Source organism: Olsenella sp. Marseille-QA0557 (assembly GCF_965119725.1).
In the GTDB taxonomy this organism is placed as follows: Bacteria; Actinomycetota; Coriobacteriia; order Coriobacteriales; family Atopobiaceae; genus Coprovicinus; species Coprovicinus avistercoris.
In genome coordinates, this window is the sequence record NZ_CBCPMI010000001.1 from 1,332,629 (window position 1) to 1,358,839 (window position 26,211).

Annotated in this window: 21 protein-coding genes and 1 riboswitch; of the genes, 16 read left to right on the forward strand and 5 right to left on the reverse strand. The window is 48.0% G+C overall.

Annotation, left to right across the window (positions count from 1 at the left end):
• The first annotated feature begins 91 nt into the window (after positions 1 to 91).
• Both ACQY6Y_RS06085 and tyrS read left to right on the forward strand, forming a co-directional pair.
• Positions 92 to 892, forward strand: a complete 801-nt coding sequence (locus ACQY6Y_RS06085; RefSeq protein WP_428379420.1) for a DUF4422 domain-containing protein — start codon at positions 92 to 94, stop codon at positions 890 to 892.
• 123 nt (positions 893 to 1,015) lie between these two features.
• Positions 1,016 to 2,233, forward strand: coding sequence for a tyrosine--tRNA ligase (gene tyrS, locus ACQY6Y_RS06090; RefSeq protein WP_428379421.1), 1,218 nt, complete (start codon positions 1,016 to 1,018; stop codon positions 2,231 to 2,233).
• A gap of 152 nt (positions 2,234 to 2,385) precedes the next feature.
• Here the strand turns inward: tyrS and ACQY6Y_RS06095 are convergent, their stop codons facing one another.
• The 3 genes from ACQY6Y_RS06095 to ACQY6Y_RS06105 form a co-directional block, all read right to left on the reverse strand.
• Positions 2,386 to 3,126 carry a site-specific integrase gene (locus tag ACQY6Y_RS06095; protein ID WP_428379422.1) on the reverse strand — a complete coding sequence of 247 codons (741 nt, stop codon included), beginning with the start codon at positions 3,124 to 3,126 and terminating at the stop codon, positions 2,386 to 2,388.
• Between the two features lie 63 nt (positions 3,127 to 3,189).
• Positions 3,190 to 3,312 (reverse strand): hypothetical protein, encoded by a 123-nt coding sequence (locus tag ACQY6Y_RS06100; protein ID WP_428379423.1) that lies wholly within the window; start codon positions 3,310 to 3,312, stop codon positions 3,190 to 3,192.
• Between the two features lie 15 nt (positions 3,313 to 3,327).
• Complete coding sequence (locus ACQY6Y_RS06105) at positions 3,328 to 3,909, reverse strand: restriction endonuclease subunit S (protein WP_428379424.1); 582 nt, start codon at positions 3,907 to 3,909, stop codon at positions 3,328 to 3,330.
• 39 nt (positions 3,910 to 3,948) lie between these two features.
• On the opposite strand from ACQY6Y_RS06105, the gene ACQY6Y_RS06110 reads away from it, so the two are divergent.
• Together ACQY6Y_RS06110 and ACQY6Y_RS06115 are read left to right on the forward strand one after the other, a co-directional pair.
• Positions 3,949 to 4,143, forward strand: a complete 195-nt coding sequence (locus tag ACQY6Y_RS06110) for a hypothetical protein (protein ID WP_428379425.1) — start codon at positions 3,949 to 3,951, stop codon at positions 4,141 to 4,143.
• On the forward strand, positions 4,124 to 4,783 hold the full coding sequence (locus ACQY6Y_RS06115) for a Fic/DOC family protein (protein WP_428379426.1): 660 nt from the start codon (positions 4,124 to 4,126) through the stop codon (positions 4,781 to 4,783). Before ACQY6Y_RS06110 ends, ACQY6Y_RS06115 begins: the two co-directional genes overlap by 20 nt.
• Here the strand turns inward: ACQY6Y_RS06115 and ACQY6Y_RS06120 are convergent.
• Positions 4,772 to 5,446, reverse strand: a complete 675-nt coding sequence (locus ACQY6Y_RS06120) for a restriction endonuclease subunit S (protein ID WP_428379427.1) — start codon at positions 5,444 to 5,446, stop codon at positions 4,772 to 4,774. The two genes, ACQY6Y_RS06115 and ACQY6Y_RS06120, sit on opposite strands and share 12 nt — an antisense overlap.
• On the opposite strand from ACQY6Y_RS06120, the gene ACQY6Y_RS06125 reads away from it, so the two are divergent.
• From ACQY6Y_RS06125 to ACQY6Y_RS06180, 12 genes are all read left to right on the forward strand, one after another.
• On the forward strand, positions 5,367 to 8,147 hold the full coding sequence (locus ACQY6Y_RS06125; protein WP_428379428.1) for a type I restriction-modification system subunit M: 2,781 nt from the start codon (positions 5,367 to 5,369) through the stop codon (positions 8,145 to 8,147). The two genes, ACQY6Y_RS06120 and ACQY6Y_RS06125, sit on opposite strands and share 80 nt — an antisense overlap.
• Positions 8,140 to 9,366, forward strand: coding sequence for a restriction endonuclease subunit S (locus tag ACQY6Y_RS06130; protein ID WP_428379429.1), 1,227 nt, complete (start codon positions 8,140 to 8,142; stop codon positions 9,364 to 9,366). The genes ACQY6Y_RS06125 and ACQY6Y_RS06130 overlap by 8 nt, the downstream gene beginning before the upstream one ends.
• Before the next feature lie 11 nt (positions 9,367 to 9,377).
• On the forward strand, positions 9,378 to 10,958 hold the full coding sequence (locus ACQY6Y_RS06135) for an RNA-binding domain-containing protein (protein WP_428379430.1): 1,581 nt from the start codon (positions 9,378 to 9,380) through the stop codon (positions 10,956 to 10,958).
• Positions 10,955 to 11,557: a restriction endonuclease subunit S gene (locus tag ACQY6Y_RS06140; RefSeq protein WP_428379431.1), complete on the forward strand. Its 603-nt coding sequence runs from the start codon at positions 10,955 to 10,957 to the stop codon at positions 11,555 to 11,557. The genes ACQY6Y_RS06135 and ACQY6Y_RS06140 overlap by 4 nt, the downstream gene beginning before the upstream one ends.
• A gap of 52 nt (positions 11,558 to 11,609) precedes the next feature.
• Positions 11,610 to 14,765 (forward strand): type I restriction endonuclease subunit R, encoded by a 3,156-nt coding sequence (locus ACQY6Y_RS06145; protein WP_428379432.1) that lies wholly within the window; start codon positions 11,610 to 11,612, stop codon positions 14,763 to 14,765.
• Positions 14,766 to 14,820: 55 nt separating this feature from the next.
• Complete coding sequence (locus ACQY6Y_RS06150; protein WP_428379433.1) at positions 14,821 to 17,340, forward strand: DUF3656 domain-containing U32 family peptidase; 2,520 nt, start codon at positions 14,821 to 14,823, stop codon at positions 17,338 to 17,340.
• Between the two features lie 85 nt (positions 17,341 to 17,425).
• A complete protein-coding gene (locus ACQY6Y_RS06155) occupies positions 17,426 to 17,728 on the forward strand; it encodes a NifU family protein (protein ID WP_428379434.1) in 303 nt (100 codons plus the stop codon).
• A 12-nt stretch (positions 17,729 to 17,740) separates the two neighbouring features.
• Positions 17,741 to 18,577: a prolipoprotein diacylglyceryl transferase gene (gene lgt / locus ACQY6Y_RS06160; protein WP_428379435.1), complete on the forward strand. Its 837-nt coding sequence runs from the start codon at positions 17,741 to 17,743 to the stop codon at positions 18,575 to 18,577.
• 66 nt (positions 18,578 to 18,643) lie between these two features.
• Positions 18,644 to 18,868: riboswitch (cobalamin riboswitch) on the forward strand.
• Positions 18,869 to 19,000: 132 nt separating this feature from the next.
• Positions 19,001 to 22,606: a PQQ-binding-like beta-propeller repeat protein gene (locus ACQY6Y_RS06165; RefSeq protein WP_428379436.1), complete on the forward strand. Its 3,606-nt coding sequence runs from the start codon at positions 19,001 to 19,003 to the stop codon at positions 22,604 to 22,606.
• Positions 22,599 to 23,222, forward strand: coding sequence for a DUF4430 domain-containing protein (locus ACQY6Y_RS06170; protein ID WP_428379437.1), 624 nt, complete (start codon positions 22,599 to 22,601; stop codon positions 23,220 to 23,222). Before ACQY6Y_RS06165 ends, ACQY6Y_RS06170 begins: the two co-directional genes overlap by 8 nt.
• A gap of 34 nt (positions 23,223 to 23,256) precedes the next feature.
• Complete coding sequence (locus ACQY6Y_RS06175) at positions 23,257 to 24,135, forward strand: energy-coupling factor transporter transmembrane component T (protein ID WP_428379438.1); 879 nt, start codon at positions 23,257 to 23,259, stop codon at positions 24,133 to 24,135.
• Entirely contained in the window at positions 24,123 to 25,631 is a 1,509-nt protein-coding gene (locus tag ACQY6Y_RS06180; RefSeq protein ID WP_428379439.1) for an ABC transporter ATP-binding protein, read from the forward strand. Before ACQY6Y_RS06175 ends, ACQY6Y_RS06180 begins: the two co-directional genes overlap by 13 nt.
• A gap of 10 nt (positions 25,632 to 25,641) precedes the next feature.
• On the opposite strand, the gene ACQY6Y_RS06185 is transcribed toward ACQY6Y_RS06180, so the two are convergent.
• A complete protein-coding gene (locus ACQY6Y_RS06185) occupies positions 25,642 to 26,076 on the reverse strand; it encodes a hypothetical protein (RefSeq protein ID WP_428379440.1) in 435 nt (144 codons plus the stop codon).
• Between the last annotated feature and the right edge of the window lie 135 nt (positions 26,077 to 26,211).

A 26,211-nucleotide genomic window follows, 5' to 3' on the forward strand; every position in this document is an offset into this window, starting at 1 on the left:
GGCAAAAGTCACGTATATTCTAAAACGCATTCATTTGTCTGAATGTGTGTAATAGGGTTTAACACTAAAGTTGATGCGCTGAGGAGGCAAGGTGGACACAAAAGAAAACCTTAAAGTGGTTGTCGCCGCGCACGAACCAGCATGGGTGCCAGATGGCGAGGAATTTGTACCGGTACTTTCTGGTGCTGCTTTATGCCAGTCTGACGAAGCCGTACCTTCAAATTGGAAACGCGATGATAGTGGAGCTAACATCTCTGAGCGTTTTTCGGCTTATGGAGATCTTTGTGCACTATATTGGGCATGGAAAAATCTTAATGCTGATGTTTTGGGGTTTGCCTGCAATGGACGCTACCTTGCTTCAAACTATCGCCTTAATAGGAAAAAGCGTGTTGCACACAAAGATTTCTTGATGCATCGCGTTGCAACGTATGGAATTGTGGTGCCATCGGAGACTAACTATTTTGTCGTGACAACAGCAACACAATTTGCACGTGAATATGACGAGTTGCTCATTACCGTTATTCGTGATGTTTTGTCAGAAATCTGTCCAGAATATGAAGAGCCTTTTGTCAGAAGTCTTCGCATCACGCATGGGCATCATACCAACCTCTTTTTGATGCGGCGCGATCTGGCGGATGCCTATTGCTCATGGCTCTTCTCTGTGTTGGAAGAGGTTGAGGGGAGTTTTGCTTCTATTGCACCGCATGTGCTTGAAAATGGCGCCTTGTGTGCTTTGGCAGGACTTTTACTTGATCCTTGGCTTGATGTGCAGAACAAACGGTACGTAGAAATTTCTTCAGTACGAGTGGACGATAAGGCGACGGTACCCTCAAGTGCACAATATATTGAAGAGCAATACCGAACAAAATATGGCACAAAAAGTGAAAAATAGCGTGCTATAAGAGGAGTAGCCACTGCGAAGAAGAGCTATTCTGCGCTATTCTATAGGCTTGCATGTGAGGAGTACCAATCCTCACACTTTCACAATGACACTGAATACACGGAGGACAGAGCATTGCTGCCAGTTGAGGAACAGCTCAAGGTTATTACGTCGGGTACGATGCAGATTGTGCCGCTTGATGAGCTTAAAAAGAAGCTCGAAAAAGGTACGCCGCTTAATATCAAGCTTGGCGTAGATCCGACCTCACCCGATTTGCATCTTGGTCATGCCGTTCCCTTGCGTAAGATGCGTCAATTCCAAGATTTGGGACATAACGTCACCCTCATCATTGGTAACGGCACGGCGCTCATTGGCGATCCGTCAGGGCGTGACTCTACTCGTCCGCCGCTTACTGAAGAGCAGGTGGAGGCTAACGCCAAGACCTATGTTGAGCAGGCCATGAAAGTGCTCGATCCAGAGCGCACCACGATTGTTCACAATGGCGATTGGCTGAAGGGCCTCAATCTTGCTGAGATGCTCAAACTCATGAGCCAGTTCAACGTGGCTCGCATTCTTGAGCGCGAGGACTTCCACAACCGCTACACCGAGGGTAAATCCATCGCCTTGCACGAATTTATCTACCCGGTACTGCAGGCGTATGACTCGGTGGTTGTGAAGGCTGACCTTGAGATGGGTGGCAACGATCAGATCTTTAACTTGCTTGCCGGTCGTGATCTTATGCGCGCGATGGACATGGAGCCTCAGGTAGCACTTACCATGCCGCTGTTGGTGGGTACCGATGGCCATAAGAAGATGTCTAAGAGCTACGGTAACTATATTGGTCTTACAGACGAGCCGGCAGATATGTTTGGCAAGGTTATGTCTATTACCGACGAACTGGTGCCGCTGTATTGGCGTCTGTGCTCCACCGCTCCGATTGAGAAGATCGACGCCATCGATGCTGCTTTTGCCGATGGAACCGCCGATCCCTATCAGCTTAAGCGTGAGCTGGGCGTGAATATTGTGGACCTCTACCACGGCGCTGGTGCCGGCGAAGCTGCTATGGCTGCCTTCGATGCTCAGTTCAAGCGTTCTGAAGTTCCTGAAGATATTCCTGAGTTTCCGCTTTCTGTCGTTGAGGTCAACGACGAAGGAAAAGTTTACCTGGGGCGTTTGCTTGTTGAGGTAGGTATTGCAAAGTCTGCTGGTGAGGCACGCCGTTTAGTTGATGGTGGTGGCGTGAAGATAAACGGCGAGGCTGTTGCCGCTAAAGCCTACAACGTAGATCCCTCGCTTTTCTCTGCGGGTACCACTATTCAGTCTGGTAAGCGTCGTTGGGCACGGTTGGTGTAAACAAGATTTAGAGTAATTGCCATTGTCCAGCCTCTGCAATGGATGACTTAAAGTCAGCGTGTTTTGATTGGCTGTGTCATCGGTGTGAGGCTGGACAATTTTATTACTAGTGCTATCGAGATTTATCAGCGTAAGCCCATTACACCTTATGATTAACTTAGGCCTGATAAAGAACGCATAACCAGGTCAACGTCCTGGTTCTCCAATTCCTGAATTACATGTAGATAGACTTTTTGTGTTGTAGTCGTACTCGAATGTCCTAGTCGTTTAGCAACACTTGCAGTGGATACTCCAGCAAACAACAGTAAAGATGCATGCGTATGTCTGAGACCATGAACGCTTATCTCTGGCACACCGGCTTCGAGACACCTTCTTGAAAGAACGGCATTTACTGTTGAGTTGTACACTTTCCCATTAACAAAGATGGGCTGGTTTGGAGGTAATCCTTTAATAAGTTCTGCGAATTGAATAATTAACTGCCAGTCAAGTTGGACCTTTCTGACAGAAGAGTAATTTTTGGTTGGAAGGAACCCTCCGTCATCTTTATAGTCCCAAGTTTTATCAATGGATAAGATTTGCCGTGAAAAGTTAAAGTCATTCGGTGTGACTGCAAGAGCTTCTGAAAATCTCAGCCCGGTTTTAGCAATAAGTAGAATGAGCCAATCCCAGTTTACGTGCTGCTCAAGATGAAGCACATCAAGCAGTTTATGGAGCTCAAATTGGTTGAGATACTTCGGCTTTTTCGCGCGCGGCGGCATCCCTTTTATTACTGCCTTACGTGTTGGATCGCGCATAATAAGGCCCTCATCAACTGCATCGAGAATGGCGCATTTCAGATGATGATGAAAATCCATCGTTGTTTGACGTTCATGACATTTTGCATATTCGTTCAATAACTGCTGATAGGCAGTGCGATTGAGATCTTGAATTAGTAGATTTGGAGCTAGCTTTTCTAGTCATGACGCCGTAAGAAGGTACTTGTCCATGGTTACTTTGCGTATAGCGCCTTCTTTATACGTTGTAATCCAGTCATGATAATAATCGCAAAAGCGAGTTGCTGATGTTACTTGAACGGCCATCCTCGCCCTCCTCTCTTAGGATGGGCTTACGCTGCAATTTCTATCCAGCTTACGCTGGTGAAGTGCGATGAGGTTGTCGAGGCGGGAGAAAAGGGCGCCGATCTTGCGCTGCTCTGCATTGCTAATTGGATATGGAATGAGCGATTTTTCAATCTCGTTTTTGTTGATCTTTTTTGGAAAGGCAATATGAAGAGTTCGCTTGTATAGCTCATTGCGAGCAAACGGCGATGATAAACAATAGACAAGATAGATCGAATCAATTTCTCTTGGTTTAAGCAGCGCTAAACTTACATAAAAGGCAAGGTCATCGTCCGAATTTACGACATTCGCAGTTCCAATGTCGCCGATTCGAGTCATGAGAGTGTCACCCTTTTCCGGATGAACCTTGAAATCTTTCTCAAAGGCATCACGTGAGATATATTTATCGGATCTTAGTGTTGCGATATCTTCCACTGAAACGAACATTACTCCACCGTCTGTATAAGTGGGAGTCTGGTGCGTCCCGTCAAAAACTTCAGTAACATCCCCCAACCTACGCTGTTCCCAAGCGAATGTGTTTCTGTCCAAGTGAAAGCCTTCTTCTTTCTTAGCATCCATGTATTTTGGGTATGCTTATATAACAGATAGGAGGGATTTATGGATCGAAAGCGTGCAATGGAGGAAGCAATTCACTCCGGCGAAATGGAGGGAGCTTACGTTTCTGCTGAGTTTAGAGAAGACTCCGTTCAGTATGTCCGGGGCGATATTTCTATAGAAGACTTAATGCGTCGTACCAAACGTCGCTGGAATATCCATATCTCGGATGACAAGAATGTCGCAGAAGTTCGTTGATCCTTACATAGATCCTCAGAGTGGTATTCTGCGAAATCTTGTAGGTGCCACTACTTATGATGAGCTTAATAACGCCGAAGGAGAGCTCGTTGCCATAAGAATGAGTCAGTTCATAGAGTGTCTACCCATTCAACCAATCGGCAGTTTGGATGACCTCTGTTTCATACATCATTGGTTATTCCAAGATATTTTTGACTGGGCTGGCAAGATTCGAACCGTTGAAATTCGAAAGCGTACAGAGGGATCCGAGTTTTTTCTTCCTTCGGTCAACATTGCTACAGGGATCGAATGGTCGCAAGGAGAACTCAGACGAGATCACTTTCTTGTTGGACTATCTCCTAACAATTTCATTAATCGTATTGCCTATCACTACGATAACTACAACTTCGTTCATCCGTTTCGTGAGGGTAACGGCCGAACGCAACGACTTATGTGGTCGATGATATGTCATCAGGCAGGATATGACCTTGATTGGCGTCTTGCTTCTGGGGAAGAGAATGACGAGGCAAGTCGACTTGCGGCCGAGGAGCAGGACTATACCGGCCTAATAAAAATGTTTGAAAAGATTACTTGTCCTTGTGATTCCTCAGTTCCTATTAATGCCGGCATGGTGGTTGGTGGAAAACATTTATCTGAATAACAGGTCTTTGTTTCTCTGATCCTTACGCTGGTGAAGTGCGATGAGGTTGTCGAGGCGGGAGAAAAGGGCGCCGATCTTGCGCTGCTCTGCATTGCTAATTGGATATGGAATGAGCGATTTTTCAATCTCGTTTTTGTTGATCTTTTTTGGAAAGGCAATATGAAGAGTTCGCTTGTATAGCTCATTGCGAGCAAACGGCGATGATAAACAATAGACAAGATAGATCGAATCAATTTCTCTTGGTTTAAGCAGCGCTAAACTTACATAAAAGGCAAGGTCATCGTCCGAATTTACGACATTCGCAGTTCCAATGTCGCCGATTCGAGTCATGAGAGTGTCACCCTTTTCCGGATGAACCTTGAAATCTTTCTCAAAGGCATCACGTGAGATATATTTATCGGATCTTAGTGTTGCGATATCTTCCACTGAAACGAACATTACTCCACCGTCTGTATAAGTGGGAGTCTGGTGCGTCCCGTCAAAAACTTCAGTAACATCCCCCAACCTACGCTGTTCCCAAGCGAATGTGTTTCTGTCCAAGCGGGTTGATACAATATCAAATGCGTATAACCCTGGAGGACAAATGAACAAACAGCAGCTCGCAGCTAAAATTTGGGCATCAGCAAACAAGATGCGTTCAAAGATTGAGCCTAACGAATACAAGGATTACATTCTTGGCTTCATTTTTTACAAATACCTCTCTGAACAGGAAGAGAAGTATTTCTATTCGCAAGGTGCCACCAAGGAAGATCTTCCTGCTCTCACTGAGGAAGATGCGGAAATTCTCGGCATGATGCGCAATAACCTCGGTTACTTCATAGGCTATAAGGATCTATTTTCCACATGGCTTAATCTTGGACATGACTTCAGTGTTGATAATGTGCTAACGGCGCTCTCGGCATTCGATCGTCTTGTGGACGATAGCCATAGCAAAGTATTCGACGGCATCTTCAATACGCTACAGACAGGTATCTCAAAACTCGGTAATAGCACTGCTTCGCAAACCAAGGCAGTGAGTGACCTCATTCATCTCATTGATGAAATCCCTATGGATGATAAGCAGGATTACGACGTCCTCGGTTATATCTATGAGTATCTTATCAGCCAATTTGCTTCCAATGCTGGCAAGAAAGCGGGGGAGTTCTATACGCCTCACGAGGTCTCATTACTCATGTCGGAAATCATTGCCGAGCACCTGTCCCGCCGCAATCATATCGAGATTTACGACCCTACCAGCGGCTCTGGCTCGCTACTCATCAACATTGGCAAGACGGCCGCAAAGCACGGTGTGCCGGCAGAGTCGATCAAATACTACGCACAGGAACTTGTGCAGGCGACCTACAACCTCACGCGTATGAACCTCATCATGCGCGGTATTCGCGTCGACAATATCGAGACGCGCAACGACGATACGCTGGCGCGCGACTGGCCTTGGTTTGACGAAAAGGATCCAGACGGCACCTACGAACCGCTTTTTGTTGATGCAGTGGTCTCAAACCCGCCGTATTCGCAAAACTGGGATCCAGACGGTAAGGAAACTGATCCGCGCTTTTCAAGCTATGGCATCGCTCCTAAGTCCAAAGCGGACTACGCCTTCTTGCTTCACTGTCTGTTTCACCTCAAACCAGATGGTGTTATGACGATTGTTTTGCCACATGGTGTACTTTTCCGCGGTGACCAAGAGGGCGTTATCAGGCGCAACCTCGTAGAACATCACAATATCGAGGCAATTATTGGCCTGCCAGCAAACATTTTCTACGGGACAGGCATTCCTACTATCATCATGGTCCTACACAAGCCGCAAACGGGGGACGACGGCAGTATTCTCATCGTCGATGCATCGAAGGGTTTTGAGAAGGACGGTAAGAATAATAAGCTGCGTTCTTCGGATATTAAGCGCATTGTGGATGTTGTACGGACACGTAAGGACATCGAGAAGTTTGCACGCGTTGTGCCTATCGACGAGGTGCGGGCAAACGATTACAACTTGAATATTCCTCGCTATGTTGATTCATCGGAAGATCCGGAAACGTGGGATATCTACGCAACAATGTTTGGTGGTGTTCCCACAAGCGAGCTTGATAAGCTCAACGATTACTGGAAGGTTTTCCCGGGCCTGCGTAAGCATTTGTTCAGTGAGGATGGTCGTACTGCGGAACTTGTGGTGGACGATGTGGCGGAGGCAGTTGCGTCGCATGAGTCGATTCAGACATATCAACACCAATGCACCAAGGCTTTTGAGAGCTTTGACTCCTATCTCTATGAGGAGCTGATTGAGGAGCCCTCGCTTGTGCATATTGCCAGCGAGGAAGAGCATATTGCTGATGACGTGTTCGAGCGCCTCTCCAGTGTGCCGCTCGTTGATAAGTACGTTGCATACCAAGCGCTTGACGACCAGTGGGAGGGTATCGCCGCAGATCTGGAGACTATCCAGACCGAGGGTTTTGATGCTGTGCGTCAAGTTGACCAAAACATGATCTCTAAGAAAAAGGGAGATACTGAGGTCGAAGAGCAAGATAAGAACAACCCATGGAAGGGACATGTGCTGCCATTTGGTCTCGTGCAGGAGTATTTGCTTACTGACGAGCTCGCGGCGGTTAATGCGATGAGCGATCGTCTGAACCAGATTGCTAGTTCGTATAGCGATCTTATTTCTGAGATAAGCGATGAAAGCCTCGAGAATGCGTCGTTTATGAAAGATGGTGGTGAAGAATTCGACTTTAAGAAACTTCCAGCAGCGTTGGAAGAAGAGCTAGCATCATTTGATGCTGAGCTTAATGCTCTTCTTGGTTACCGGAAGTTGGTAGATGAAAAGTGCTCACTACAGGAACAGCTCAACTTTATTGCTAAACATCCTGAGGTTGCTTGGGATGCCATGAAGCCTGCACGCGATGGAAGTTATCCAAAGCGGGCGGTTGCCGCCCGTATCACAGAAGTGCAAACACGTATAACTGTGCCGGAGGATTCGCTTGCATCAACGCTTGGAAAAGCACTTTCTCTCAATACTGAGGAAACAAAGATAAAAAAAGCAGAGAAGACTGCTCGAATGGAGCTGATTGAGCATACCAAGGCGGCGATTGAGGGTGTGACAGACGAGCAAGCGCTTGAGTTGCTCCATCGTAAATGGGTGACACCGCTGGTTGAGCGCTTGCAACAACTTCCGAGTGAAGTTGTTGATGGGTTTGTAAAACGTATTCAAGCCTTGTGTGATAAATACGCCAGCACATTGCCTGATCTGGATCGTCAGATTCGCGATACCGAGCGTGAACTCTGTGACATGCTGGGGGATCTTACGGGCAACGAGAACGATATGGCTGGCATCCATGAGCTGCAGAGGCTTTTGATGGGTGATTTCGATGCATAACCCTGAGGAAAAGATACTTACTCCGCGCATCCGTTTCTCCGGTTTCACTGACGCTTGGGAACAGCGTAGGCTGGGAGATTTTGTCGTTGCGGCAGGTGTCCGCAACAAAGACAACCTTCCTCTCGAGAGCTTCTCCGTCTCGAACGATCGCGGCTTCGTGCCTCAGGAAGAGCAATTTGAAAACGGCGGAACAATGCGGGAGGCAGATAAGACCGCCTATTGGATCGTTGAACCAGGCTCGTTTGCCTACAACCCAGCTCGAATCAACGTTGGCTCCATCGGATACCTGTCTACCAGCGATAACGTCATAGTGAGTTCGCTCTATGAGGTATTCAGGACTGATGAAAGTTGCGACGACCGCTTTCTGTGGCACTGGCTCAAGTCCCCTCTATTCGCCAAGCAAATCGAAATGCTCCAGGAAGGCGGGGTAAGACTCTACTTCTTTTTTGACAAGCTCTTAAAGAGCGAAATCGCCATGTCATCCGTTTCAGAGCAGGCGGCGCTGGGGTCGTTGTTCGACCGACTCGACAACCTCATCGCACTTCACCAGCGTAAGTGTGACGGACTGAAAACGGTCAAAAAGTCACTTCTAGAAAAAATGTTTCCTCGCGAGGGTGAAACTACACCCGAACTCCGTTTCTCCGGTTTCACTGACGCTTGGGAACAGCGTAGGTTGGGAGATATTGCTGAGATTGTCGGAGGAGGGACTCCTAATACGGGCAATCCAGACTTCTGGGATGGCGAGATTGACTGGTATTCGCCCGCCGAACTTGGTGAGCATGTCTATGCTGACGGAAGTGTTCGTCGCATCACAGAGAAGGGATATACGAGCTGTTCAGCAAAGATGCTTCCTGCTAATAAAACGATTCTCTTTACAAGTCGTGCTGGCATTGGTAATACGGCAATTCTTCGCAGGTCAGCCTGTACGAATCAGGGATTCCAGTCCCTTGTTGTAAAGGATGGCTCAGATGTCTACTTCCTTTATACAATGAGCGGAAAACTTAAGCGGTGTGCAGAGGAAAGAGCGTCTGGCTCTACCTTCTTGGAAGTCTCTGGCAAGCAACTTGCCACCATAGAAGTATCGCTTCCACAGTTTCCCGAGCAGCAAGTCATCGGCGTCCTCTTCTCCCAGCTCGACAACCTCATCGCACTTCACCAGCGTAAGCTGGATTTGCTCAAAAACGTCAAGAAGTCGCTCCTCGAGGGCATGTTCGTGTGAGAGGTGATCCTGTGGCGTTTATCGACCAGCTATCCGGATGGCAAGAGAACAATCGTCTTGAATTCAAGCGTGCTCAGGGCGGCTTCCCGAAGAGTTTGTGGGAAACATATTCTGCTTTTGCCAATACCGCAGGAGGTCTCATTGTTCTTGGTGTTGAGGAAACGGTGGAGGGACCTAGGGTGGTTGGAGTGCCAGATGCTGCGGCCCTGGTTCGAGACTTATGGAATGGTCTAAATAACCCACAGCTGGTCAGCACAAACCTGTTGGTCGATTCTGATGTACTCATTAAAAATGTTGATGGTGCCGAGATTGTTATTATCAAAGTGCCTTGTGCTGATCGCTTTCAGCGTCCCGTTTACATCAACAATTCTATGAATGCAGGTACCTATCGCCGCAAAGGCGAAGGTGATTATCGCTGCACTATGGAAGTTATTCGTGCCATGGTTCGTGATAGTTATGACGGCGCTCTTGATAAAGAGGTTGTTGAGAGAATCGATCTCGATGCGTTAAACAGTGATTCCATACGTGCGTATCGGAATGAGTTCGATCTCATTCGGCCTAATCATCCTTGGTCCGAATTGTCCAATACAGAATTTCTGCTTCGTTTAGGCGCTATCGGTCGCTCGGAAGATGACGGAAAGCTACATCCGACGAAGGCTGGTCTGCTCATGTTTGGCGAGGCATGGCGCATCACTGAGGAGTTTCCTAACTACTTTCTTGATTGCAGACAGGTGAGTGAAGGACGTAGGTGGGACAACCGTATTACGTCGGATTCTGGCGACTGGACTGGTAACGTATATGACTTCTGGAAGCGAGCAAGTCGCATGCTGTGTGAGGGGTTACCGGTGCCGTTCGAACTTGATTCAGATATGCGACGTATCGGGGATACTCCGCAACATGAGGCAATTCGTGAAGGGCTGACTAATGCACTTGTACACGCTGACTACTACGGGCGTACAGGCATTGTTGTTATTCAGCGGCGCTCGACAGTGGAGTTTTCAAACCCTGGCCGTCTGCGCATTCCTGCCGAGGTGATAATAGGCGGAGGTGTTTCTGACCCGCGTAACAAGACACTCATGACCATGTTCAATCTTATTGGCATGTGCGACAAGGCAGGCAGTGGATTCGATCTTTTGAAGCGGGCGGCACAGTATGCTGGCACTGCACAGCCAACATTTGAAGAGTTTCTTGATCCTGATAGGGCAAAGCTGACGTTGAACATTGAGATGGACGGAACAAAGCTTGCTGAAGTTAACAAGTTTGGATCTTCATTAAACAAAAAGAATGACGTAAATAATGTCGGTAATGTAGATAAAAATGTCGTAAATGGCGCAGATAATGTCAGCAATAATGTCGTAAATCGAACAAAAAAGAATGTTATAAATGACGTAAATTCCAACTCAGAACATCTAGCGATATCCGAAGATATCCTGCAGTACATTCGGAAAACGCCATCGATTAGTGCGGCAACCCTAGCAAAGAACTTGGGTATATCGCCACGACAGGTACAGCGCTATCTTAAGCAACTTCGTGAGTCTGGCCGTATAGAACGCATTGGTGGAACGCGTGGATATTGGGAGGTGAAGGAGTGAGGATAGTTGATTTACTTTGCTCATTCCTTCTGCGAGCAATTCCATTCGCTTGGGAACAGCGTAGGCTGGGGGAAATTTACGAAAAACATGACGAGAAGAACAGCGGGGAGTTTCGCGAAGACAAAATCATCTCTGTTGCTGGGATGACCTACCTATCCGAAATACCGAAGCTCGGAGATGGCTATCTGGCCACTTATAACGTTATGAGAGTTGGAGATATTGCGTTCGAAGGACACTCAAACAATGAGTTCACCTATGGCAGGTTTGTAGAAAACACTATTGGCGACGGCATTGTTTCGCATATTTTCAATGTGTTTCGCCAAAAAACTGAGTACGACCTTTTGTACTGGAAATACGCCATCAACAATGAGGGTATGATGCGCGACATTCTTGTTCGCTCGACTAAAGCCTCCACTATGATGCACGATCTCGTCTCCAGCGATTTCTTAGAGCAGAGTATTCCGGTTCCCTCCCTCCCCGAGCAACATAAAATCGGCGCCCTCTTATCCCGACTCGACAACCTCATCGCACTTCACCAGCGTAAGCTGGATTTGCTTAGGAATATTAGGAATTCACTTTTCAAGAGCATGTTGGTTTAGGTCACATAGCTGCCCATCACACTGGACATGGAAAGCACATTAGGAGACGGCAATGGAACCAGTGACATTTACAAGTGAAGCAGCTTTCGAGGAATCGGTTATCGAAAACCTCAAGCGCTGCGGTTGGGACGATGCCGAGGGTGTTATCAAGTACCCCACGGAGCAAGATCTCATCGATAACTGGGCGCGTATTCTCTTCAACAACAACCGCGAACGTGACCGTCTAAACGACTGTCCGCTAACCTCGGGCGAGATGCGCCAGATTATGGAGCAGATCGCCGATCTTCGTACTCCTTATCGTCTCAATGCGTTTATCAATGGTTATGCCGTTTCTATTAAACGTGATAATCCAGCCGACTTGCTGCACTTGGGTAAAACAGTGAGCATGCGTATTTACGATCGTCGCGAGATTGCTGGCGGCAGAAGTCGTTACCAGATTGTGCAGCAGCCGAAATTCAGTGTGCGTTCCGAGGTGTTGCCTAAGCGTCGTGGCGACTTAATGCTGCTTATCAATGGCATGCCGGTTATTCATATCGAACTCAAGAAGAGCGGTGTTCCGGCAAGTGAAGCCTACAACCAGATCGAGAAGTATGCGCGTGAGGGTGTGTTTACAGGCCTGTTCTCGCTCGTGCAGGTGTTTGTCGCCATGAACCCTGAGGAGTCGTACTACTTTGCTAATCCCGGTCCTAGTGGTGAGTTCAATCGGGCATTCCGATTCCACTGGGCCGATTTTAACAACGAACCAAAGAACGATTATCGCGATGTTGTGCATGACCTGCTCTCGATTCCCATGGCGCACCAGCTCATTGGTTTCTACACGGTTGCCGATGCCGGAGACGGTGCTCTTAAAGTCATGCGCAGCTACCAATACTATGCAGCAAGTGCCATCTCTAATCGGGTTGCACAGCATGACTGGTCGAAGCGTGAACAGTTGGGTGGCTATATTTGGCATACCACCGGCTCAGGTAAGACTATGACGAGCTTCAAGTCTGCTCAACTCATTGCCGACTCTGGTAATGCCGATAAAGTCGTGTTCCTTATGGACCGTATTGAGCTGGGAACACAATCTGTGCGTGAATACCGTGGCTTTGCCGGTGCTGGTCTGACCGATGAACAGCGTAAGCAGGCGGTTCAGGATACTGAAAACACAGCAGTTCTCAGGAAGAAACTTAAGAGCGATAATCCTGCAGACACGCTCATAGTCACATCTATTCAAAAGATGAGTAGGGTAAACGAGGACAGCATTCTGTCTGAGAAAGACCTTGCTGCTATGCAACACAAGCGCATTGTGTTCATCATTGATGAGTGTCATCGCTCTACATTTGGAGACATGCTTACAGAGATTAAGCAAACATTTCCAGAAGCGATGTTCTTTGGTTTTACAGGAACGCCTATCTATGAAGAGAACAAGAAGAGTCTCTCAACTACAGCTATGGTGTTTGGTGATGAACTCCATCGCTATAGCATCGCCGATGGCATTCGTGACGGCAACGTATTGGGTTTTGACCCGTATATGGTTTCAACATTTAAGGACGCTGACCTACGCCGTATGGTAGGCCTCGAACAGGCAAAGGCCAAAAGCGAGGAAGAAGCATTTGCTGATCCTGCCAAGAAGGCAGTGTATCTGCGGTATCTCAAAGAAGTTCCCATGGCAGGGTATGTTGATTCCGATGGGAAGTATGTACGAGGCATAGAAGATTACGTGTCACGTACTCAGTACAACAGCGATAAACACCGCAAAGCCGTTGTGCAAGATATCGTTGATGGATGGACGGCTCGTAGTGTTGGCGGGCGGTTCCATGCCATGCTTGCCACAAGTAGTATTGCAGAGGCTATCGAATACTATCGGCTGTTTAAGGAGCTTGCTCCACACCTACATGTAACGGCACAGGTAGATCCCAATATCGATAACACAGAGGGTACAGCCTTTAAAGAAGAGGGCCTCGTAGAAATTCTTAACGATTACAATGTGCGCTACAACCAGACTTTTACCATGGCAACATACAGCCTTCTCAAACGCGATATTGCATCGAGACTCGCCCATAAGGATGGATATGGCGGTATCCCCAATAAACCGGAGGAGCGCATCGACCTGTTAATTGTTGTCGACCAAATGCTTACGGGATTCGATTCAAAATGGGTGAATACGCTCTATCTTGACAAGGTGCTTCGATATGAAGGTCTGATCCAAGCATTTTCACGTACGAATCGCGTGTTTAACAACAGCGGTGATAAAACGACAGGTACGGTGCGCTACTATCGGTATCCGCATACCATGCGTCGCAATGTTGAGAATGCGTTCAACTTGTATTCTGGCGATAAACCACAAGGGTTATTTGCAAACAAGCTCAAAGAGAACCTCGATGCTATGGCGTTTGCGTTTTCACGAATTGTCGACGTATTTGAGGCTGAAGGTATTGAGGGATTTGTCGTATTGCCGAAAAGCCTGGCGGCACGGGCTCAATTTGCCAAGCTTTATCGCGAACTGAGCGTTCATCTCAAAGCTGCCAAGATTCAGGGCTTTACCTGGGAACAGCTCGACTATGGCGCATATGGGCTTGATACACAGATAACTTTACCTTTTGATCAGCGAATATACGCCATCCTTGCTCAGCGCTATGACGATTTGAGTCATGGCGGCTCGGGCGTGTCAGGAGAAGACATTCCCTACGATATTGATCCGTATCTTACCGAGGTTGATACAGGACGTATTGATACTGATTACATGAATTCTCGGTTTGAAAAATGGCTTAAAGCTATCGATGAAGGCGAGGATGCTCAGCGCGCACTAGAAGAGCTACATCGCTCGTTTGCTATGCTTTCTCAGGAGGATCAGCGCTATGCAGAAATGTTCCTCACTGATGTGCAATCGGGTGAGGTTTCCGTAGAGTCTGGACGGACGTTTAGAGAATATATTGAGGAGTATCGCGAGCGCACACGAAGTGATCGGGTAAGTAAGTTTGCCGCTGCATTTGGGCTTGATGTTGATTTGTTGCGCGAGATGCTTGCACAACGGGTGACCGAGGCAAACATCAACGAATTTGGAAGACTTGATGCACTTAAGGCCTCTGCTGACAAGGAACAGGCGCGGGCATTTTTTGAGCAGCAGGAAGGTGCATCAGTCCCGGCGTTTCGCGTGAGTGCTCGACTTGATCAGGCAATCCGTTCATTTGTGCTCAATGGCGAGTTTGAGGAATTCGGTGATTAGCCCAGTGGGAACGTACTTAAGGCGCGTACCGCTGAACTTGATGTAGGAGTTATTTGTGAAGCACTTGTCGAACTCTGTCACGTTGCAGAGCAATGCTATGGCAGCAGTGCTGCCCGAGCTGTTAGCACCCGCAGGATCCCCTGCAGCATTTCGTGCAGCAATTGCAGGCGGGGCAGATGCTATCTATTGCGCTCTTGGGGATAGCTTTAACGCACGTAGAAGTGCTGAGAACTTCGATAAAGACACCTTTGCCGAAGCTTGTCGGATAGCGCATCTTGCGGGCACTCGCGTGTACCTTACGCTTAATGTTGTTATTCGCGAAGACGAGATGGAGCAGGCGCTCCGTCTCGTTCGTGATGTGTGGGCGCTTGGAGCCGACGCAATAATCGTCCAAGACTGGGGCCTTATGGCCGAGCTGCATCACCGGTGGCCAGAAGTTGAGGTGCACGTATCGACACAAGCAAACGTGCATGATGTGCGCGGTTCTCTGTGGTGCTCGGAAAAAATGGGTGTTAAGCGCGTAACGTTATCGCGCGAGCTTTCTCTTCCCGAGATCAAAGCAATTGCTGCAACTGGTATTGAGGTTGAAGTTTTTGGTCATGGAGCGCTTTGCTTTTGCTATTCGGGCCTTTGCTTGTTCTCCAGTTTGAATGGTGGTCGTTCGGCCAACAGAGGTCTTTGTGCTCAACCATGTCGTTTGCCTTATGAGCTTATCGATTGCTCTACTGGCGAGGTGTTGTCTCCTGCCGGTAATGGTCGAGCACTGTGCCCCAAAGATGCTTGCACAATTGATGACATCAAAGAACTTGTAGAGGCACGAGTTGGCTCTCTCAAAATTGAGGGACGTATGAAATCGCCTGATTATGTCCTCTCAGTTGTTTCGGCATATCGAGATGCGTTTGATGACTTTGCCAATCAGGTTACTGATAAAAACGCGCATGAGATCCGCCATCGCAAGCTTGCACGTTCGTTTAATCGTGACTTTACCGATGCCTATTTATGGGGCAGGTCCGGCAATGAACTCATGAGCTATGGGCGCTCTAATAATCGTGGACAATTGGTTGGAACCGTAATAGGTTCTCGAAAATTGCCCGATGTGAAGAAGCGTTCGCGAGGCTCTCAAGGTGGGCGTGAGCGCAATCGCACCTTAACCCGAGCAGAAATATATGTCAGTTTGGATGAGCCTGTAGGCAAGGGCGATCTGTTGGAGTTTCGTCCCCTGGACGATCCAGACAGTTTTCTTACAGCACCCGTAAATGAAGATGCTCCCCGCGGCTCACGTATAACGTGCATTGCTGCACGACCCATGCCTCAAGGATGTCCGGTACGTCTCATACGCAGCCAAGCTGCGCTTGATGCGGCGGCTCGTCTTGAAGATGTTGAGGTGCCGCGCAGACGGCCCGTGACAGTTTTTGTCCAAGCAAAGCTGGGCGAACCCCTTACAGTTACGCTTTCCTGTGAAGATGGTTCGGCTTCCGCTACTGCCATTGGTCCTCTTGTTGAGCCAGCGCGCACAAAAGAGGTTACTGCTTCAGAACTTGCCGAGCATGCAAATCGTCTGGGAGCAACACCTTTTGTCGCAAGTTCCACGTCTGTAGAGGTGGATGCAGGAGTTGGTCTGGGCTTCTCTGTTCTTCATAAAGTTCGTGCTCAAGCGGCACAACGCCTGATCGAAGAGATTCTTGCACCCTGGGCGGTACGTGAGCCCTTGGACGTATCAACCTCGTTGCCATCGGATTCACCTGCCGCTCTGACGAGTAGCTCAGGTGATGAAAGCCTGAGTCAAGAGATTTGTGTCCTTGCCGAGACACCGAGTATTGCCGAAGCTGCACTGCAAGCAGGCGCGGAGCGTATTTACGTGCCCGCTCTAGAGCTTGTACAAACCGACTTTCCTTCCGGCTGTATACCAATTCTTGATGAAGTGTGTCGCGACGACTATCAAGAGGTTGTGAAGCGCTTTGTAAAGGCAAATGCTCCTATAGCTGTTGGAAATGTATCTGAATTTGCGGCTTCTCTGGCGGGTGGCGCAAAGCCTGAACTGCGAAGCTGTATTCCAGTGCACAACACATCATGTCTTCGTATGTTTGAGCGAGAAGGAGCCAAGGGTATCTGGCTTTCTCCCGAACTTTCGCTTTCAGAAATCGAACAGCTTGGAGCGCAGGCAACTATTCCTATGGGGATTGTTGTGTATGGTCGAGCTCGGGTAATGACGAGCGAACATTGTGTTTTGCAGGTGGCGGGGAAATGCATCCATGATTGCGGTCGCTGTGAACTCAGGAATAAAGATCTAGCTATTCGTGGCGTTAGGGGAGACATCCTTCCAGTCAGAACTGATATGGCATCACGCTCCAGAATATACGCTGCTCAGCCGCTTGACCTTGTCCCGAATATTGCTGAGCTTCTCAATGCGGGAGTATCTCGCTTTGCGGTGGATGCTACCTTGCTCGATGAGAAGCAGACGGCCCACGAGGTTTCTCGTCTTATTGCGGCCATAAGAGCTATTACACATGGTAAAAAAGCTCCGCAGCGTGAAAAAGGGGCGAATTCAGGGCATCTCTTTGCTCCGCTTGCGTAGCAGCTGTGTGAGAATGCTTGAATCGGGTAAAATGCCAGCGATACAAGATAACGGCACCACTCTTTGTGGTGATGGGGAGGAAACAATGTCTGAGGAAAATATCACTAATCCTGTGGAGACCACCGATCAGTTTGACGAAAATGCAGCCGCTGCTTCTCCTGTTGATGAAGAGCTTCTTATGGAAACAATTGAGGCTATTCGCCCCAGTCTTGTAGCAGATGGCGGCGATCTGGAATACCGCGGTGTAGATGAAGACGGCGTTGTTTCAGTTAAGCTTACCGGTGCTTGCTCTGGTTGTCCGCTGAGCTCTCTTACGCTTTCAATGGGTATTGAGCGCATCCTTAAAGAGCATGTTCCTGGTGTTACTTCGGTTCGTTCCGTTCTTTAAGGCTGATCGCTCGTGTCGCTCGATGCAATCTATCACGCACTTGATCCGATAGCTTTTTCTGTCGGTCCGTTTTCGGTGCGATGGTATGGCATAGCTTATGTTTTGGGATTTGTGCTTGGCGCTGTTGTTGTTTGGAGAACGCAGCGCCGTTGGCATTTGAACCTAACGCTTGATGATTTGCTTACCCTCATGATTGGTATTGCGCTGGGTGTCATCATCGGTGGACGTTTAGGTTATTGTCTGTTCTATGGGGATGGCTATTATCTTGCGCACCCGCTCCACATTTTTATGACTTTTGAGGGTGGCATGAGCTTCCATGGAGGGCTCATTGGAGGCATCCTGGGAGGATGGGTCTCGTGTAAATTAACTGGCCTTTCCCCTCGTACGATGCTCGATCTCGGCCTTATGGCAGCACCCTTAGGATTGTTTTTTGGCCGCTGCGCTAACTTCGTTAATGGCGAACTTTGGGGTAAGCCCACAGATTTGCCCTGGGGCGTAACCTTTGAGACAGGCGGCGGCATTGCGCGTCATCCTTCGCAGCTCTATGAAGCTCTTCTAGAGGGTGTCGTAATCTTTATCGTCCTACAGCTTCTTTCTCGTAGGCGACCTGCCCCTCCACAAGGTCTTATAACAGGCACATTCTTGGTACTGTATGGCGTTTTTCGCATCCTGATAGAGTTTGTCCGAGTGCCTGATATTCAGCTTGGATATCTTGTGGGGTTTCTCACTATGGGACAACTGCTGAGCATTCCACTTATTCTGGCGGGACTCATTGAGATTGCTTTGGCGCTCAAGCGTCAATGGCCTCAGTCAGGATATGTACCTGGCCGCGAACCATACGAGAATTAACATTGCTCTTTTTCAGTTCTCTTGCAGGATAAAACCTTTTATAGGTACACTTCGTCGTAACAATAGATTGCACTACCGAGGGCACGGTTCGAACGGTTGCATACTTAGTAGATCAAAAGGGAACCCGGTTTGAATCCGGGACAGCCGCCACTACTGTGTTTGAGGATAGCGAGAATAGATGCCATTGAACGGGAAGGCACAGCTCAACCCGTTTGAGAAGGTATTTTCGCGTGAGTCTCTGCGAGTCTCTTAATCATGAGTCAGGAGACCTGCCTGCCCTCCATGAAAGCATTTGCCTTGGGCGTGTAAGGTGGGGCTCACGTAGTGGAGACGAAACGGCGGGCATGGTCATTTGCCTGCTGCTCTTTGCGTGTTTCTTCATCCAAATCGTCTGAGCACGATGGAAGCGTAATGGGGAGACACATGCATTCACAGAACCATTCATCTCTTCTGCAGGTCGGTCGATTTGCGCAGCGGGTGCTTATCGTCATACTTACATGTTCTTTATTGATGAGTCTTGTCCCTTCTGAGGTATTTGCTCAAGAGATACAGGATCAAGGCCAGCCACCAGCTGTAACAACAACATCAGATGAAACGGCGCTGGATGAAGCCATCCAAGCGCTTGAAGACGCCAACTGGCGCCCTAATCCAACCTATGGCGTGGACAGCAACATTAACGAGATGGTGATACAAGAACTTACAAAACTTGGTGTTGATGTATCGGGTATTGAAGTTCGCACACATGCGGTTGAATTTTCAGCAACTAATGATGCTGCTACGGTAGGCATAGATACTTCCGATCCAAATAATGGCGCTATCACCTATTTCTTTGTTAACCCCAGTGACCTTGCCTATGCATGGTCATACTCAACGCTACAACAAGCAAAAATTACCTTTACTCTGAGCAAAGGAGATGCTTCACGTACCTGGACTCCAGCACGCACTACTACTATTCCATGGGATAAGTCACGTGTGACTGCTCTTTTGGAAGAGCAAGCGCAAAAGATCACTCTTACTTTTTCAGAGGGAGAGAGTGCCGAGGCAGTTACGTCGAGCTTTTCTCTGCCTACCAAAGTCCCAGGTGCAAGCTGGGCGAGTGTTTCATGGAGCTCAAATTCTGATGCTCTGAAAATAACAGGGTATTCCTGGGACGACGAGCTCACTGCTACTCCAACGCGCCAGGCAACCGATCAGACCGTTACCCTTACTGCAACAATTTCACTAACTGGTACAGAAAATGATGCTTACACGCAATCATATGAAATTGTGATTAAAACCGATCCTGAGGCAGTGGCAGAAGAGCAGCAAGAGCTTGCAGAAAAACTGGATGAAGGCTTCTCCGAAGAGACGTTACGCACGCTTGGCACTGAAGAGACAGTAAATACAGACGCTCTTGATTGTGATCTTCAGCTGCCTACGACACGAACCCTCGGAATTGATGGCAAATCTTATAACGTGAGCTACACGACGAGCGATGAAGCGCTCAGGGTTAATGGTTATGCGGCCTATATTTACCGGCCGTTACCTGGTGAATCAGCGCGCAAGGTTTCTCTTACCCTTACCGTAACAAGTAAAGATAATCCTGCTATTACAGCAACTAAATCTATTGATATAACCATTGAGCCATTGAACGATGACGAAATTCAGGCTGAGCTTGACCTCATGGCTGAAGCAAAGCAGGAGTATGCAGATGCGCTGGCAGATGGGGCGAATCTCTCTGCCCTCGATACGAGCCTCCATCCCTTCCAAAAGGCATATCGAGATGAGAATGGCAAGCTTGCTTGGGCTTATTCAGAGGCAGATGCCTATCCCGGTGGGATTGTAGCCGTGGATCTGCCAGGTGCGGGAGAAACTTCTGGATATCGACTGTTCCGTTCGAGTAGGCCCGATCTCATTGCCCATGAAAACTTGGTGCTTGGTGAGCGCCCGTTGTATAACACAGAAGTTACCATCACCTCGTGTTTATCGAGCAAAAATTATGCACGGTATGCTGAGGAATATCCTGATGACATGCGTTTTCAGGCCTTGGCAAACCAAGAGGCATCCGCTTCGGTAGTAGTTCGTGGATCGAGCGGTCTGGATGATCCAAATGCTCAAAAGCCCTTGCTTGTTACTGTTTCCATTGTTGGGCCTGATGCAAGTGGAACACAGACATATTGGGCCCAAGCACTTCCCGTTTCATGCGATGCAGGTGCTACAGCCGCAGATGCAACCTTACAAGCACTTACGAGCGCGGGGCTCACATACGACTATTCTGCAGGCTATCTCTCTTCGATTACGTCCCCTTATACCGGTGAAGCCTTGGGGTGGAATGCAGAAACAAATGCCTATTGGCAGCTTTGGGTTAACGGTTCTTATGCACAAGTAGGAGCCTCGCAGCTCTATCTCAACGAGGGCGATAGGGTTGAATGGCGCTATGCAGCAGATGGCGAGTCTGGTCTTCCTGAAAGTCCAGATCAGCCAGGAGAAGATGATGAGCAAGACTGGACGGAGATAGGTTCAGCCGCTTCGTCAAATGTAACCAAGGCGCCCACACCAACGGGGAAGGTTGAGGAAGCTTGGTCTATAGAGCTTATGGATCCTTCAAACTTTTTACCTGTTAGTGAACCAGTCGTTGCTGGGGGAAAAATATTTATAGCGGTAGGCAATCGCTTAATGAGCTTATCTGCAGATGATCGATCAGTTGAAGCCAGTGTGTCTTTGTCATTCTCGATTGATTACACCTGTCGACCCAGCGTGTCCCAAGGGGTACTCTACGTTCCGCTTTCGAGTGGGGTAGTTGAAGCTTACTCGCTTCCAACGCTCACGCGACTTTGGACAAGTGAGCCAACGGCTTGCGCAGATCAATCTTCATGTTCGTTAACCATCATGGAAAAAGATGGTATGTCGATTGTGGTATATGGCACAGCTGCTTTTGGGTCTGCAGGTTATTCTTCTGGCTCCTGCGTTGCCCTTGATGCGCAAACGGGAAAGCGCGTCTGGATTGCCTCGCTTGACGATGCAGGCTATTACTGGACAGGAGCAGTACAGCTCAATGGCTTTGTGGTTGTAGGCGATACTGCTGGAAGACTGCATGCCTTTGACATAACAACGGGTGAGGAGCAAGACTGCCTTGCGCTGGGATCCTCGATAAGCGCTGATGCGGTGGTCTACAACAACACAATTCTTATAGTTACTCGTGACGGAGTTCTTCATAAGATACGCGTAGATGCCGACGGTGAACTTGTTTCAGTTGCGCAGCAACAGGTTTTAGGAAGCTGTATGGCGGCTCCTACTGTTGTTGGATCTACGGCAGTTCTCTGTGGTACAGCTGTTGGCAGTTCAAATGCAACGGCGCTCGTACTTGTTAATCTTGAGACGTTTAAGGTTGAACAAACCATTACTCAGGCAGATGGCATTGCATTACCTCAGGGGGGAAGCGCGGCTTCGGCGCTTGTCTCCATACAGCCCCAAGGTACCTATATTTACTTTACGGTCAATTGGGCAGAGGAGCCCGATGCAACCTGGTCTCATTATGCGCGTGGTGGCAACGTCTATGTCTATCGCATAGGGGATAGCGAAGCAAAGCTGCTGTATGCTCCAGGATTGAATAATGCAAATTACTGCGATTCGCAAATCGTTTGTGATGAGGAGGGTAATCTCTATTACCTCAATGACTCAGGTGTTCTTGTCAAGCTGGTTGGGTCAAGTTCAAAACCGATTATCGAAACCCATGAGAAAGACGATACAAAAGCCGAACAGCCAATAATCACTTCGCCCATTCGGAACCGGAATCCAAATAAACTTTTGGCGCAAACCAATACAGCACAAGCAGATACTGAGCAAACAAGTTTAGCGGAGGCTTCTGAGGCGGCTATCCCCCAGGTCAGGCTGACGTCGTCAACTCATAATGTTGTGCACAAAGCATCGCTTCCTATCCCTTTGTGGGCACTTATTGGTCTTGTGGGATCTGGTACAGGATTGATCATTGCGCTTCTCTTACCCCGTCGTAAGCATGAGCATGAAAACGAGGAGATGGACCATGCATAAGGTGTCCAATAGTCATTTCTCGCGAAGGCGCGTCGTGATAATTGCTCTTCTGAGCTGTATTTTTGTGGTTTGTCTTGCTGCGGTGTGTTGGTTCACTTTGAGCCCGGGGCATATAGAAGATGTACTGAAGGTACCCGCTTTACAAACCACCCTTGAAGCAGATACTGTGCCAGAAGAACAGCAAACTCAAGAACAGGAATCTGAAGCCAACGAAATCGCGCAGAACGAAGATGCACAAAGTGATGCTGCATCTTCAGCTGATGCCCCTGCTGCTTCTTCTAAAGAAAACTCAGTAGAGACATCTGCTGCAAAAAGCAATGAAATAAGTGTACAAGTAACCATAGATGGCTCGCTTGGTGGCGGCTCTGTACAGTCTTATATGCTCTCTCTTCAGTCGGGTACTACCGCTTATGATGCTCTTCTTGCGACAGGTGTTAGCATTAATGCGCGGCCAACAGGCTACGGAACGTATGTGGCGGCAATTGATGGCATCGCAGAGAATGCTGGATCTGGTTGGGTGTATGCCATCAACTGTGTTGAACCCAATACGACTTGTTCAAACTATGTGCTTTCCGACGGAGATACGATGGTTTGGACGTATGTCAATGTGTCATAGACCTTATACAGGTTAGGCAGCAAAGAGGGCTATTATGAGCACTGACAACGAGCAACATACTGCGTTTGATACGTCTCATACTTTTGTACCAGCGCTGTATTTTATCGGCATAATTGCTCTTACCATGATGGCTATGCAGCCGGTGCTTATTGCTCTTTCATTTTTTGGTGCACTTGCATTTTCTTTTCTTGCGCGTGGGGCCGAAAAGACCCTACGTGGGCTTGTTTGGCAAGTTCCAACAATATTGTTGCTTACGCTTGTAAACCCATTACTCAGTGCGGCTGGATCTACCTATCTTATGAACATTGGGCCAATTATGATTTATAGCGAAGCTCTGCTCTACGGCTTTTGTGCGGGGCTTACGCTGGCAGCAACTATTGTGTGGTTTGAAAATGTGGCAGTGGTAATCAGCTCTGATCGTATTCTTACGCTGTTTAATGGCAAGGCTCCTACGGTAGTCCTGGCTATCTCTATGACAATTCGGCTTGTCCCGATGTTGGTGAGGCGAGGCAAAGAAGTTGCCGATGTTCGTAAAGTCGCTGGTATTGATAAGAACGAAGGATTAAAAGCTCGCATATCGTATGCGGCTGAGCAGGTTGGAACACTTGTGGGATGGTCTCTTGCAGACTCAATTGAAACAGCCGACTCAATGCGAGCTCGTGGATGGGGATCAGGCATCGCTCGAAGCTGTTGGAAAGATCAGCCATTTGGCATAAAAGATGGTTTGACAAGTTTTGTGATTGCTGGATTTCTCTTGCTTTGCAGTTTCCTTGCGTGGGTTGCCTGTTCGCAATTCTCGTTCTATCCACGGGTTTCTACCCTTATTGTGTGGTGGGGCTATTTTCCTTATGGCATGTACATGTTTATACCTACAGTTCTTGCCTGCTTGGAGAGGATCACATGGTCGAAATAACTTCTTCCTTTCCTGCAATTTCTTTTGAAAAGGTGAGTTTTTCTTATCCTTCTTCAGATGAAGTGGCGCCGCAAACAGTAATTAACGATGTTTCTTTTTCTGTATCTGCCGGTGCGTTTTGTTTGCTTACAGGCGCAACTGGTGCAGGCAAAACAACACTGCTTCGTTTGATAAAACCTGAGCTTACACCAGCTGGTCTTTGTACAGGCCAAATACATGTTTTTGGCAAAGATGTAAGAGAGCTTTCTGTTGCTCAATCAGCTTCGTTGATTGGGTTTGTTGGTCAGGCAGGGGAGGCTCGCTGCGTTTGCGATACAGTGCTTCGGGAGCTCGCCTTTGGCTTAGAAAACCTCGGTGTTCCATCAGAAGAAATGCATAGGCGCGTAGCAGAAACGTGCTATTTTCTCGGGATAGAAAAATTGCTCCATAAGCATTGTGCTGAGCTTTCCGGTGGTGAGCGTCAGCTTGTTGAACTTGCATCGGTGCTTGTGATGGAGCCCAAACTTCTTGTACTTGATGAGCCGACAGCTTCACTTGACCCACTGGCACGTACAGATTTTGCCCACGCACTCTTTCGACTTAATCGAGAGCTGGGTATTACCATTTTGGCTTCTACGCATGAACCTTGGACATTAGCGCCGTATGCAACGGAATGTCTTGGTGTACAGGAGGCACGGGTTAGTTCCAAGACACTTGATGAAGTGGCTTCTGAACCTGCTATGCCCTCAGTAGATGAGCTTTTGGATGGTGTTACCAGGATTGATGCGCAAACAGTAAGAAAGAGCCCCTGTGGCGGAATTTGTGCCCTTGAGATCTGGTTGCGCTATGAACGAACAGCTCCTTGGGTATTGAGAAATCTTTCCTATGAAGTTCCTTCAGGATCAGTTGGTGTGATTGTTGGGGGGAATGGTTCGGGTAAATCGACGTTGCTTGCCGCTTTAGCAGGAATACGTACGGTTTCTCGTGGGCGTGTAAAGCATCTCAATACAGCGGATGATAAGCACATTTTGCGACATAACAAACGTATGCAGCCGTCGGCTTTGTTTGTCCCACAAGATCCTGAGGCAACATTTTCTTGCGCTCTCGTTTCTGAAGAGCTTGGTGCTTGGCTACCGAAGTGTGAGAACAATGATTATGCGTCACAGCTGGTGATGCTTTGGTCAGAACGTTTAGGGATTGAGCACTTGCTTTCTCGAGATCCGTTTGAATTGTCACGGGGACAACGCCAGTTAGTGGCCATTGGTAAAGCATTCATATCTAATCCGGATTTGTTGATTCTTGACGAACCAACATCCGGATTAGATATGGCAGGAAAAAAGCGTGTTGCTTCAGGTATTGCTGAGCGTCGCAACAATGGGTGTACCACCATTATTGCGACGCATGATCTCATGTTTGCTCGAACACTTGCCGACAATATTTCACTCATGTTTGACGGCAACTTAGCGTGTTCGATGCCGCCGGAGATGTTTTTTTCACGAAATATCTTTTTTAAATAAGGAAGGTTGCTTATTCGTCTTTAAACGAAAGGAAAGGACTTTCATCCGTCTCTTCCAGGTCATCAAAATCTATATCAAGATCCTCAAAATCAATTTCAATGTCTTGCTCAGAATCATCATAGAAGGTGTAGGCGTTTGCGTTGGGGAGTTCTACATCGGGCAAGGCATTGGTTATTGAAAACAATCCATCAGGTGTTGGCTGAATTTTTTGCCATTGGCAGCACACTGCTTCGGAGGGAACGTTTTCAAGTTCGACAAGTGAGTCGAGATAAATATCGCGAGCACCATCTAAGGTACTGGTATCGCGATGGTAATGCCAGAGAAGATCGCTGAACTTATCAAGCGCTTCATCAGCATTGTCGGCCGTAACGAGACAGGATAAGAGACAGTAATTATCTACAGAATCATTTTCGTCGTTATAGCTAAAATTTCCTACGTAAAGCATACGTACCCCTTCTCGCGACGGCATGAATTTTTATGTCACAACTGGGAAGTCGTGTGCTGCTTGTACCCAATTCTGAGCCAAGATACCTCTATGCCAGGCCGGATGGCATTGTGTAACCAGATAGGCGGATAATAC

Coding starts and splice junctions, on each gene's coding strand:
- ACQY6Y_RS06100 (WP_428379423.1), bottom strand. CDS start 3,312: ATGGCCGTTCAAGTAACATCAGCAACTCGCTTTTGCGATTATTATCAT.
- ACQY6Y_RS06105 (WP_428379424.1), bottom strand. CDS start 3,909: ATGGATGCTAAGAAAGAAGAAGGCTTTCACTTGGACAGAAACACATTC.
- ACQY6Y_RS06110 (WP_428379425.1), top strand. CDS start 3,949: ATGGATCGAAAGCGTGCAATGGAGGAAGCAATTCACTCCGGCGAAATG.
- ACQY6Y_RS06115 (WP_428379426.1), top strand. CDS start 4,124: ATGTCGCAGAAGTTCGTTGATCCTTACATAGATCCTCAGAGTGGTATT.
- ACQY6Y_RS06125 (WP_428379428.1), top strand. CDS start 5,367: ATGAACAAACAGCAGCTCGCAGCTAAAATTTGGGCATCAGCAAACAAG.
- ACQY6Y_RS06130 (WP_428379429.1), top strand. CDS start 8,140: ATGCATAACCCTGAGGAAAAGATACTTACTCCGCGCATCCGTTTCTCC.
- ACQY6Y_RS06145 (WP_428379432.1), top strand. CDS start 11,610: ATGGAACCAGTGACATTTACAAGTGAAGCAGCTTTCGAGGAATCGGTT.
- ACQY6Y_RS06155 (WP_428379434.1), top strand. CDS start 17,426: ATGTCTGAGGAAAATATCACTAATCCTGTGGAGACCACCGATCAGTTT.
- ACQY6Y_RS06165 (WP_428379436.1), top strand. CDS start 19,001: ATGCATTCACAGAACCATTCATCTCTTCTGCAGGTCGGTCGATTTGCG.
- ACQY6Y_RS06170 (WP_428379437.1), top strand. CDS start 22,599: ATGCATAAGGTGTCCAATAGTCATTTCTCGCGAAGGCGCGTCGTGATA.
- ACQY6Y_RS06175 (WP_428379438.1), top strand. CDS start 23,257: ATGAGCACTGACAACGAGCAACATACTGCGTTTGATACGTCTCATACT.
- ACQY6Y_RS06180 (WP_428379439.1), top strand. CDS start 24,123: ATGGTCGAAATAACTTCTTCCTTTCCTGCAATTTCTTTTGAAAAGGTG.
- ACQY6Y_RS06185 (WP_428379440.1), bottom strand. CDS start 26,076: ATGCTTTACGTAGGAAATTTTAGCTATAACGACGAAAATGATTCTGTA.